We start from the raw sequence: 12369 nt of genomic DNA, 5'->3' as shown, positions 1-12369 counted from the left end.
ATACTGTATTTTGGATAGGTTTATGTATTAGTAGATTCTAACAAATTTATCTATGAAATTTTATGGAATTTATTTATCAAAAATTTATCCAAAATGGTATAATCTGCGGTTCTCTGGTACATGCGAGAGTGGCGGAATTGGTAGACGCACTGGATTTAGGTTCCAGCGCCTTAAAGCGTGAGAGTTCGAGTCTCTCCTCTCGCACCATTTAAAAAACATTAAAGCTTAATTACAATTTAGTTATTTGCAAAGATTTATTTAGGATTAAACATGACACAGGCTGTTGAAAAAATTAGCGATATCGAAAGAAAAGTTAAAGGCAAAATTATTATTGCTCCGCTTGAGAATGAAATTAAACAAAGATTCATTCAAGTATCAAAAAATGCAAAGATTCAGGGTTTCCGACCAGGTAAAGCTCCGATGAGCATCATTGAAAAACAATACGGCCCAGATATCCGATCTGAAGTATATTCAAGAGCTATAGAAAATCAGTTTGGTCAGATCGTGCAGGAAAATAAATTAAACATTGTTGGCATGCCTCAAATCAATCATGATCCACTTCCAGAGATTAAAGATGATTTTGAATTTACCGCAACATTTGAGGTTGTCCCTGACGTTAAAGATATCGATTATAAAAAAATCGAGATTTCACAACCTGAAGTTAAATTAACAAATAAAGATGTCGACGCAACCATCGATGTAATGTTAAAGCAAAGAGCAACATTCAAAAAAGTAGATCGAGCTTCTAAGTTAGGTGACCGCGTAGGTGTCAAATTAGAATCCTTTATTGATGGAAAGTCTGCTGAGTCAACCGGTTCCCAAACTTTAAATTTTATACTTGGCGACAAAAATCGATTAGAAGTTTTTGATAAAGAATTAGTTGGATTAAAAGCTTCGGATATGAAAGATTTTGAAATTTATTATCCTAAAGATCATGAACCAGCTCAACTAGCAGATAAACAGGTTAAATATAGCGTTGTTGTTAATGAAGTGAATGAAATGGAGCTTCCTAAGATTGATGCAAATTTTGCTAAATCTCTCGGAGTCGACAGCGGTGATGTTGATGAAATGAAAAAGCAAATTGAAGAATCTTTAGCTGAAGAGGTCGAAAAACGCGTTAGACTGAAAGAAAAAGATCAAGTCTTTGTTGAGCTCGTTAAACATGCAAAGTTTGAATTACCAAAATCTATTATCGACAATGAGTCATATCGACTAATGCAACAGATGATAGAGAATATGGAAAGACAGGGCGCGAAAGCAAAAGATTTGAAATTAGAACCATCCATGTTTAATGAAAGAGCTGAACAAACAGCACGTCTTAGAATTGTCTTAGCGCATTTGGTCGAGAAAGAAAAACTGCACGCCACCGAAGAACAGGTTAAATCAAAGATCGAAGAATTTTCAAAATCATATGACGAGCCTGAAAAAGCTGTTCAATGGTTCTATGAAAAACAAGAACGTTTGAACGAGCCTGCAGCCTTGGCTACTGAAGATAATGTAGTGAACTTTGTCATAAAGGCTTGTAAAATCAAAAAAGAAAAAGTTTCATTCGACGAACTAATGGGTAACAATCAATAATGGCATCTGATAAATTCTCAACATCCAATTCACCTGTGGGACTAGGATATATTCCAATGGTCGTTGAGCAAAGCGGCAGAGGGGAGAGATCCTATGACATCTACTCAAGATTATTAAAAGAAAGAGTAGTCTTTTTGGTTGGACCGGTTGATGATATGACTGCCAACCTTGTTGTGGCTCAGTTACTTTTTTTAGAGGCTGAGAATCCAGATAAAGACATTTCCTTATATATTAATTCTCCAGGGGGTTCAGTGACCGCTGGCATGGCAATCTATGACACCATGCAATTTATCAAGCCTGATGTGAGCACTTTATGTATTGGACAAGCTGCCAGCATGGGAGCACTTTTATTAACGGCTGGAGCAAAAGACAAGCGTTTCTGTCTTCCAAATTCAAGAGTCATGATTCATCAGCCATTAGGTGGATTTCAAGGTCAGGCTTCAGATATTGAAATACATGCAAAAGAAATTCTTTACCTTAAAGATAAGTTAAATAGAATCTTATCTCATCATACGGGTCAAGACATCAAGACGATTTCGAAAGATACAGACAGAGATAACTTTATGAGTTCTGAGGATGCGGTAAAATACGGTCTTGTGGACAAAGTCATTAACGAAAGATAATTTATTTAGGTATATTCAGATATGAGTGACCAGGATAAAGATAAGTCATTGTTTTGTTCCTTCTGCGGAAAAAATCAGCACGAGGTAAAAAAACTAATAGCTGGCCCATCAGTTTTTATTTGTGATGAGTGTATTGATCTTTGCACCGACATTATTAAAGAAGAAATAAAAGCTGCTGACTCAAAACAATCTGTTGATACTGACTACATTCCTAAGCCTCAAGAAATCTTTGATCAACTAAATCATCATATTATCGGTCAAAACCATGCGAAAAAATCATTGTCAGTCGCTGTCTACAATCATTATAAAAGACTCGGTAATCACAGTGATGATGATATAAAAATTGCTAAAAGCAATATTCTCTTAATTGGACCGACTGGATCTGGTAAGACATTATTAGCACAATCCTTAGCCTCATTCCTGAATGTTCCTTTTGTCATCGCTGATGCAACAACATTAACTGAAGCGGGCTATGTTGGCGAAGACGTTGAAAACATTATGCAAAAATTATTGCAAAAATGTGATTACGATGTCAGCAAGGCTCAAAAGGGAATCATTTATATTGATGAGGTTGATAAGATATCCAGAAAATCAGACAATCCTTCGATAACTCGAGATGTTTCAGGTGAAGGTGTGCAGCAAGCTTTATTAAAATTAATTGAGGGTACTGTAGCCTCCGTTCCTCCTCAGGGCGGTAGAAAGCATCCTAATCAAGAATTTGTGCAAATTGATACATCTAACATTCTGTTTATCTGTGGTGGAGCATTTGACGGTCTTGAAAAAGTCATTCAAAGAAGATTGGAAAGCAATAGTATAGGTTTTGGAGCAAATGTAGCCTCAAAGAATGACAGCAGAACCACATACCAACTTTTAAAAGAAACTGAATCTGAAGACTTGGTTAAATTTGGTCTAATTCCAGAGTTTATCGGACGTTTACCGGTTATCTCTGCACTAGAGCCACTTGATATTGATGTGTTAACAAAAATTCTCATAGAGCCTAAAAATGCACTGATTAAACAGTATAAGAAACTCTTTGAAATTGAAGGGGTGGAGCTAGAATTCAGAGACCAGGCATTAATTCACATTGCAAAAAAAGCCCTAGACCGAAACACTGGGGCTCGTGGACTTAGATCGATTTTAGAAGAAACTCTTCAGGATGTTATGTTTGATATTCCATCTGATAAAACAATTGAAAAAGTAATCATTGACGAAAAAACGATCACTGAAAACAACAAACCAATTTTAATCTACTCAGATCAAAAGAAAATTAATCAATAATTCTATTAATTCCTTGAATTATTCTGATTAGCCCTCATAATAAATATTAAGAATAAATTATTTAATAGATCGAATATGGCTCAAGAAAAAATCAATCCTATAACCCCCTTGTTACCCTTAAGAGATGTTGTTGTTTATCCTCAGCTTGTCATTCCCTTGTTCGTTGGGCGCGATAAATCAATTAAAGCGATTGAAAAAGCAAATAATGGAGATAAGCAGATATTGCTAGTCGCTCAAAAATCAGCTAACAAGGATGACCCAGATGTTAAAGATTTATTTGAAATCGGAACCTTGGCAACGATCTTACAAATGTTAAAGCTTCCTGATGGAACGGTTAAAGTTCTTGTGGAAGGTGTTGAGAGAATTCAATTAACTAAGTTTTACGATTCTGGTGAATTTTGGTCTGCTGAGTCTAAGGTGATTAAATCTCGTGAAGTGAAGGATAAGAAATCGATCGCATTGATGCGGACGTTGTATTCTCAGTTTGATCAATATGTGAAGCTTAATAAGAAGATCCCACCTGAGTTGCTGACAACCTTATCATCAATTGAAGAGCCTGGACGTATGGCTGATTCAATTGCAGCAAATTTAAACCTCAAGTTGCAAGATAAACAAAAATTACTTGAGACGATAAATGTTCGCGAAAGGCTTGATCTTTTATTGTCACTCCTTGAGGCTGAGCTTGACATCCTTCAGGTGGAGAAAAGAATCAGAGGGCGTGTTAAACGTCAGATGGAAAAATCTCAAAGGGAGTACTACCTTAATGAGCAAGTCAAAGCGATTCAAAAAGAGCTTGGCGAACAAGATGAAACAGCTGAATTCGATGAATTAGAGAAAAAAATTAACACCGTTGGAATGTCCAAAGAAGCACAGGATAAAGCATTGGGTGAGCTAAGAAAGTTGAAAATGATGTCTCCAATGTCTGCAGAGGCATCAGTGGTGAGAACCTATATAGAGACCTTGATCAACCTTCCATGGTCGAGTAAAACAAAAATCAATTCAAGTCTAAAGGATGCAGAAACAATTCTAGATACCGATCATCATGGCCTTGATAAAGTGAAAGAAAGAATTATTGAGTATTTAGCAGTACAACAACGAGTTGATAAGGTCAAATCCCCAATCCTTTGTCTTGTTGGTCCCCCTGGTGTTGGTAAAACCTCGCTTGGTCAAAGCATTGCTAAAGCAGTAAATAGAAAATTTATAAGAATGGCTTTAGGTGGAGTTCGTGATGAATCAGAAATTCGAGGCCACCGAAAAACATATATCGGATCGATGCCTGGAAAAGTATTGCAAAATATGACCAAAGTTGCTGTTAATAATCCACTATTTCTTCTGGATGAAGTGGATAAAATGGGTCAGGATTTTAGAGGAGATCCATCATCAGCTCTACTTGAAGTTTTAGATCCAGAACAAAACCATACCTTTATTGATCACTATGCAGAAGTAGAATATGACCTATCAGACGTCATGTTTGTGGCTACTGCCAATACATTAAATATTCCTGAACCGCTTCTGGATCGTATGGAGATTATTCGATTACCTGGTTACACAGAGCAAGAAAAAATTGATATCGCACTCACGCATTTAGTGCCTAAACAACTTAAGGCACATGGCTTAAAAAGAAGTGAATTGAATATTGCTCAGTCAGCTGTAAAAAGCATCATTCAGTTTTACACTCGCGAAGCTGGAGTAAGAAGGTTGGAGCAGGAAATCGCAAAAATCTGTAGAAAATCTGTTAGACAGTTACTTACTAAGAGAAAACTGAAAAAAATATCAGTGACGGCAAAAAATGTTCATGATTTCTTAGGTGTTAAAATTTATGACATCGGATTGGCCTCGAAAAAAAGTCAGGTTGGTCAGGTTACAGGTTTAGCTTGGACACAAGTGGGCGGAGAGTTATTAACAATCGAGTCAGTAATTATGCCAGGTAAAGGAAAAATAAACCTTACTGGTAAGCTCGGCGATGTAATGAAAGAATCCATTCATGCGGCACTAAGCGTTGTTCGTAGTCGATCTAAGAAGCTCCATATCTCTGAAGAGTTCTATGAGAAGAATGATTTTCATATCCACTTACCAGAAGCTGCTACGCCAAAAGATGGACCTAGCGCAGGTATTGGTATGACCACAGGAATCATTTCATCTTTAACTGGTATTCCTGTACGAGCAGATGTCGCAATGACAGGTGAAATTACTTTAAGAGGAGAAGTTCTTCCTATTGGTGGTTTAAAAGAAAAATTATTAGCAGCCCACCGCGGTGGAATCAAAAAGGTGATTATCCCACACCTCAATACAAAGGATCTTACTGATATTTCTCAAGAGGTGTTAAAAAAAGTTGAAGTTATACCTGTAAAAACAATCGATGAAGTGTTGAAAATTGCTTTAACTAAAGACCCTGAAAACGTAAAAGTAAACAAAACAAGAGTGGCAAAAAAGACAGCCTCAAAGAATCATTTAGATAAAATCGATAAATCTATCGCACATTAAATTTAAGCTAGCATTTCCTTATTTCTTATTGTAGAATGGCGTCCTCGATATTATTTTGGGTGCTTAGCTCAGCTGGTAGAGCGTCGCCCTTACAAGGCGAATGTCGGCGGTTCGACCCCGTCAGCACCCACCAAAATAAGGAGTGGTAGTTCAGTTGGTTAGAATACCGGCCTGTCACGCCGGGGGTCGCGGGTTCGAGTCCCGTCCACTCCGCCAACTTTTTAGAACTTTTTGAAGCAAGAAGGTCATAAAAATCATGTTAGAAACTATTAGAAATGGTTTAGAAAAAAAATGGGCTAAGGTGGTATTGGCTATCATTGTTGTTCCTTTTGCTCTTTTTGGTATTGACTCTTACCTCAACTCAATGGGCTCAAATGTTACAGTAGCCTCAGTAAACAATTTTGAGATTACGGCACAGGATTTTCAGCGCTCCATGATGGTTCTTCAAGAAAGGCTTGATGCTGAAGGTCAGGATCGCTCAATACTTGAATCGCCAGAATTTAGAAAAAGTGTGATTGACTCTTTGGTTGATAGTCAACTAATCAAGTCAGCAGTCGATAAATATAATTTCCGTATTTCTGACGACCAACTCTCGACGTATATCGTAGGAATGCCTGACTTCCAAGAAAATGGCAAGTTTTCACAGGATAGGTATGATCAAATTGTTCAATATAATGGTCTGACACCAAAGAAATTAGAGCAACAAATTCGTGGCGATATGGCAACACAGCAGATACAAGGTACTTTAGCTAATTTGACTTATTTCCCTAAAAAAAATATTGAAGAGATAGCTAAGATTGCCTATCAAAAAAGACATGTCAAGCTCTATGATATGTTACTGCTTGACTATGAAGATAAAATTAAAGTATCGGATGATGAGATTAAAGAGTTTTATGAAGCCAACACCGATTCATTTATCCGACCTGATCAAGTCAAAATCGAATTTGTTGTTTATTCCGTTGCTAATATTGTTCCTAATGTGAATGTGACAGATGAAGAAGTAAAAGAGTTTTATGAGTTTAATAAGCAAAACTATGAAGGCGACGAAGAGCGTTCTGCAAGCCACATCCTTTTTATGGCTGACGCATCTCAGTCTGATGAAGAGGTCGAGAAAGTCAGGCAAAAAGCTTCAGATGTATTAAAGGATTTAAAGAAAGATCCGAAGAAGTTTGAGGAGTACGCTAAAGATTTATCACAAGATCCTGAGTCAGCCAAAAATGGTGGATCGCTTGGGTTCTTTAAAAGAGGGGTGATGGTCAAGGAGTTTGAAGAGTCTGCTTTTACATTAAATAAAGGCGAGATTTCTGATTTAGTTAGAACAGATTTTGGTTTTCATATCATTCGTCTTGATGATGTCAAAGGTGATCAAGTATCATACAAAGATGTTAAAGCTCAAGTAAAAGGTGAGCTGCTATACGGGAAAGCCCTGGAAATTTACAATACCAATGCTGAAGATTTTAGTAATATCGTATACGAACAGAAAGAGTCCTTAGATCCAGTTATAAAAAAATATAACCTTGATGTTCAACAAAGCCCATGGATGTCAAAGGCTGATGCTGAAAACTTCTTCAATAACCCTGTCTTTGCTGAGGCCGTTTTTGATCAAACCATCATTGACAGCAAATTTAATACTCCAGCTATTGAAGTCTCACCCAACAATCTCGTTTCGGCTAGGGTTGTAGACTTTAGAGAGTCTGAGGCTCAGGCATTGGACGATGTTAAAGACGAGATCAAAACTTTCTTAACGAAAAGAAACTCACAAGAAAATTTAATTAATGATGGTAATAAATTGGTTGAAGGACTTCAAGATGGTTCTGCGAAAGAGCCAAAATGGATTGACGAATTAACCATTGATAGGTCTGATAAGCAAGGTTTGTCTGATGTGATTGCTGAAGAGATATTTAAAATGAATTCTTCTAATTTACCAATTTACTCTGGAATCTACGACCCCAAAGGCGAATTTATGGTTATTAAGTTAGATAAAGTCGACTCAGAAAGTATCTTAGAAGAAGATGTTGAGTTCTTCAATGAAGAGTTTATGGCTGCCATTGAAAAAGAGATTGAGAAATCTTATGTTGAAGATTTAAGAGCTGAATCAAAAGTGAAAATCAACTCTAAGTTTCTTCAATTTGCTCAGTAGAATCTATTCGATTGCCCCAGCGGCAGTGATATTCATACCACCATCCACATAAGTTACCTCACCAGTGATTCCGCTTGCGAGGTCACTGCAGAGAAATGCTGCCGCATTACCCACTTCATCTATGGTCACATTTCTTCTTAACGAGGCATGTTTCTCGTTAAATGAATACATTTTGTCAAAGTCAGAAATACCGGACGCGGCTAAAGTTTTTATCGGACCTGCTGACACAGCATTCACCCGAATCCCTTTTGGACCTAGACTTTGAGACATATAGCGTACGTTAGCTTCTAAACTGGCTTTTGCTAAACCCATCACATTATAGTTAGGCATTGTTCTTTCAGCACCAAGATAACTTATTGTGAGTAAGCTCGCATCGCTTGACAGCATCGGTAAAGCTGCCTTAGCTAGGGCGGTAAAGCTATATGAGCTAACATCGTGAGCTATGCGAAAATTTTCTCTTGATGTGTTTTCAACAAAGTCTCCCTGCAATGCATCCTTTGGAACAAATGCAATGGAGTGAACTAGGATATCAAAATGATCCCAATGTTTTTTTAATAGATCAAATAGATTATTGATTTGATCATCATCTGACACGTCACAGGGTAATACAATATTTGAATTAAAATTTGCTGCTAATTTCTGGACTCGTTGTTCATGTTTATCTATTTGATGCGTGAAGGCTAACTCAGCCCCTTGTTGGTGCATTGCATTAGCAATACCGTAAGCGATGGATCGATCACTCAATAAACCTAAAATAAGCGCACGTTTGTTTTTTAAAAAAGACATGGATACCTCGTATATATCTGTTACGTATTCTGGTCGAAGTTATCTCTAAGACCCTCCCCGAGTAGATTATAACCCAATACGGTAATTAATATAGCAAGTCCAGGAAACAATGACAGCCACCAAGCAAATTGGATGTACTCCTTTCCGTCAGTCAATATGTTTCCCCATGAGGCTGTAGGTGCCTGAACTCCAAGCCCGAGGAAGCTTAGACCAGATTCAACCAATACAGCACTGGCAACACCCAGGACGGTGCTCACAATAATTGGACCTAGGCTGTTAGGTAATAGGTGAGTAAGAATAATTCTAAAGTCACTAGCCCCCAACGTATGAGCTGCGAGCACAAAATCACGTTCCTTTAAACTCAAGAATTCCGCCCTTACCAGTCGAGTGACACCCATCCAGGAAGTTAAGCCGATGACGATCATGATATTCCAAATGGAGGGAGTAAGGAAAGCAATGACGGCGAGAATAAGAAAAAATGAGGGTATCGATAACATGACATCCACCAATCGCATAATAATGGTATCAGCAATGCCACGATAATATCCTGCTACAGAGCCTAGAATAATTCCAATGATGGTTGATATTCCAACCGCGACAATTCCAACAAGAAGTGATATTTGAGCCCCATGCAACATTCGGGAGAAGACATCGCGACCAAGCGCATCAGTACCCATCCAGTGGGTGCCGTCAGGGGGTAAAAGGATCGCATTGATATTAATATAATTTGGATCAAACGGGCTGAGATAGCCTGCAAAAATAGCAAGTATCCCTATTATTGAGATAATAATTAACCCAGCTAGAGACATTGGGTTCTTTATAATCTTTTTCATTTGGCAAGCCCTCGTCGAATTCTTGGATCTGCCCATGCGTAAGCTAAATCTGCAATGAGATTACCTAGCAAGGTTAAGATCGAACCAATAGTCAGTATCCCCATCACGACAGGAAAGTCACGCATCAGGACGGCGTCATAAAATAACTTACCCATTCCAGGGATAGCAAAGATTGACTCAGCAATTACTGAGCCACCAATTATACCGGGAATAGACAACCCCAAGATTGTAATTAATGGAAGTAGGGCGTTTTTTAAAGTATGTACAAAAATCACTTTTTTTTCATACAGGCCTTTTGCCCGAGCTGTTTTAATGAAATCTTGATTAAGAATTTCTATCATCCCGTTTCGAACATAAAGTGAAATTCCTGCCAATCCGCTCAGACAAGAGATAAATACAGGCAATGCTAGATGTTTTAAAAGATCAAGTATTTGGCCTAACTTACTCATTTGCTCGTATCCAATGGAATGCAATCCTGAGATTGGCAATACCTGATTAACAACCCCCAATGAGTACATTAGAATCAATGCTAACCAAAATCCGGGGATAGCAAAACCAATAAAGACAAACAAAGTTATCATGCGATCAGGGATCTTATTTTTCTTTATAGCGGCAATTGTTCCGAGCAGTATAGAAATAGAGAAAATAAGGAGTATGGTTAAAAGATTAATTAATAGGGTTATCGGGAGTGCTTTTTGAATCAAGCCTGGCTTTATGTTGCCATTTTCATCTTTTTTTTCCCATAATACAGGTCTTTGATGTGATGCAAATGACGAACCAAAGTCTAGCTGAACAATTCTCTTTAACCATAAACCGTATTGGACAATAATAGGTTTATCAAGATTGTACAACTCTCTAAGTTTCTGTCGTGATTCCTCACTGGCCTTTGGGTTAAATGCACTCTCATTGGATGTTATGTCACCAGGAGCTAAATGCATTATAAAAAAAGATATCAAGCTGATTCCAATTAACATAGGAATCATCCAGAGAATTCTTTTGATCAAATAATTTAACATTTAGAGGCTCATCTCGTTTCTTCTGAATTTCTTCGGGATATACCACTCATAATCGTTATGAAAGACACCTGCCGGTGGAGTAATCCTCTTTACCCCTTTTATTTTTTTATGAATGGCCGTTAAGCCGTATCCGGCATAAAGGTAAATAATAGGTTGTTCATCATAAATAATTTTAGAAAACTCGTCATAGATTTGTTTTCTTTTTTCATTGTCTAATTCTTTCCTCCCATTTTCAAGAAGGGTATCAACTCTAGGATTGTTGTATCCAATAAAATTGAATTGACCTGGCCCCTGTTGCGAAGAGTGCCAGATGCTATACTGATCTGGATCGAGTGAAAGACTCCAACCTAACACAACAGCCTCAAACTCACCTGTTTTGATAAACCTGTTCACAAAACTTGCCCATTCAATAACTCTGATACTAACATCAATGCCTATATCCTGAAGACGTCGTTGTATTAGTACTGCAGTCATTTCTCGTTGCTTGTTTTGGTTTGTCAGAATTTCAAAAGCAAGAGGCTTGCCATCTTTTTCATAGATATTGTTTGCATTGAGTAGGTAACCAGATTTTTCAAGCAATTCTCTGGATTTACTCACATCAAAAGAAATTTTATTGATCGACTTATTTTCCCAGTATGTACCAGGCTTATATGGACTGGTGATTTCTTCTCCTAATCCCAGCAAAACACCATTGATAATTTCTTCTTTATCGATAGCATAACTAATCGCTTTTCTGATATTGACGTCATTAAAAGGCTTTTTCTTTAAATTAAAACCAAAGTAGGTATACCCATTACCCATTTCTTTATAGAGATTAATTTTATCGTTCAACTCAGACCGGCTGGGGAAGACTCTTGAGTATTGAATTGGGTTTATGTTCATAAGATCAATATTTCCTGCAATCAATTCCATAAATTGGGATGACAGGTCAGGAATGATCCTGGTTATCTTTTTTTCTAGAAGCGGTCGACCATGGATGGAGTTAGGGTTAGTTTTGAGCTTTACCTGCTGACCGGTTGTCCATTCATCTAGAGCATAGTAGTTGCTTCCTGTAGGATTTAATGAGAAATAGGTGTCGTTAATATTTTCATCTTTTAGTAAATGTTCTGGGAGTATGTGTAAGGATGCCCATGTTTCAAGGGCAGGTGCATAAGGTTCGTCATACTCAGCAATAAATATGTGATTGTTTGCACATGAGGCTGAATTGACCAGCTGATAATCAGAACCGTAAGGAGTTCTAGTATCTGGGTCAGTGACTTTCTTCCAGGTAAATAAGACATCTTCACATGTAAACGGTTCGTCATCAGCCCATTTAATATCTTGCTTTAAATTAAATGTAATTTTTTTATAATCGTCAGAAATTGTCCAGCTGTCGGCCAGGTCTCCCTCAAAACCTAGATTTTCATCATATTTTAATAGAGAGTTAAAAATTTGCCCGGCAATCGCAGATGAGGCGGAGTCACCAGCTATCATCGCAATCAGGTTGTTAGGTTCACCAATCATTGCATTGGTCAATGCACCTCCAGATTCTGGAAGGGTGGGATCGTCATAGTTATTCTTGTCTATATTTTGATTATTATTACAACCAACGACAAGACTTATAATTAGTAGAGCTAAAAACTTATGCATAT

At 37.6% G+C, this 12369-nt stretch carries 9 protein-coding genes and 3 tRNA genes; 8 read left to right on the top strand and 4 right to left on the bottom strand.

Going from position 1 to position 12369, the window contains the following annotated elements:
- Nucleotides 1-122 precede the first annotated feature (122 nt).
- From UZ34_03535 to UZ34_03500, 8 genes are all read left to right on the top strand, one after another.
- Nucleotides 123-207, top strand: a tRNA-Leu gene (locus UZ34_03535).
- A gap of 63 nt (nt 208-270) precedes the next feature.
- A complete protein-coding gene (locus tag UZ34_03530; GenBank protein ID AKO64490.1) occupies nt 271-1578 on the top strand; it encodes a trigger factor in 1308 nt (435 codons plus the stop codon).
- The gene (locus tag UZ34_03525) at nt 1578-2201 is read left to right on the top strand and encodes a Clp protease ClpP (GenBank protein ID AKO64489.1); all 624 of its coding nucleotides are present in this window, start codon (nt 1578-1580) and stop codon (nt 2199-2201) included. Before UZ34_03530 ends, UZ34_03525 begins: the two co-directional genes overlap by 1 nt.
- Nucleotides 2202-2222: 21 nt before the next feature.
- Nucleotides 2223-3479, top strand: a complete 1257-nt coding sequence (locus tag UZ34_03520; protein AKO64488.1) for a Clp protease ATP-binding protein — start codon at nt 2223-2225, stop codon at nt 3477-3479.
- 75 nt (nt 3480-3554) lie between these two features.
- On the top strand, nt 3555-5963 hold the full coding sequence (locus UZ34_03515; protein ID AKO64487.1) for a DNA-binding protein: 2409 nt from the start codon (nt 3555-3557) through the stop codon (nt 5961-5963).
- A 57-nt stretch (nt 5964-6020) separates the two neighbouring features.
- Nucleotides 6021-6096 (top strand) — tRNA-Val (locus UZ34_03510).
- 6 nt (nt 6097-6102) lie between these two features.
- A tRNA-Asp gene (locus UZ34_03505) sits at nt 6103-6179 on the top strand.
- Between the two features lie 52 nt (nt 6180-6231).
- Nucleotides 6232-8103 (top strand): peptidylprolyl isomerase, encoded by a 1872-nt coding sequence (locus UZ34_03500; GenBank protein AKO65151.1) that lies wholly within the window; start codon nt 6232-6234, stop codon nt 8101-8103.
- A gap of 3 nt (nt 8104-8106) precedes the next feature.
- Here UZ34_03500 and UZ34_03495 read toward each other — a convergent pair whose 3' ends face one another.
- The 4 genes from UZ34_03495 to UZ34_03480 are packed head-to-tail and all read right to left on the bottom strand — an operon-like array spanning nt 8107 to nt 12367.
- Nucleotides 8107-8889: an enoyl-ACP reductase gene (locus tag UZ34_03495; GenBank protein AKO64486.1), complete on the bottom strand. Its 783-nt coding sequence runs from the start codon at nt 8887-8889 to the stop codon at nt 8107-8109.
- 20 nt (nt 8890-8909) lie between these two features.
- Nucleotides 8910-9722, bottom strand: a complete 813-nt coding sequence (locus tag UZ34_03490) for a peptide ABC transporter permease (protein ID AKO64485.1) — start codon at nt 9720-9722, stop codon at nt 8910-8912.
- Nucleotides 9719-10738, bottom strand: a complete 1020-nt coding sequence (locus UZ34_03485) for a diguanylate cyclase (GenBank protein ID AKO64484.1) — start codon at nt 10736-10738, stop codon at nt 9719-9721. The genes UZ34_03490 and UZ34_03485 overlap by 4 nt, the downstream gene beginning before the upstream one ends.
- Nucleotides 10739-12367 carry a peptide-binding protein gene (locus tag UZ34_03480; protein ID AKO64483.1) on the bottom strand — a complete coding sequence of 543 codons (1629 nt, stop codon included), beginning with the start codon at nt 12365-12367 and terminating at the stop codon, nt 10739-10741.
- Between the last annotated feature and the right edge of the window lie 2 nt (nt 12368-12369).

This window comes from Methylophilales bacterium MBRSF5, from assembly GCA_001044335.1.
Lineage (GTDB): Bacteria > Pseudomonadota > Gammaproteobacteria > Burkholderiales > Methylophilaceae > BACL14.
This window is presented reverse-complemented; position numbering and strand designations above follow the sequence as displayed.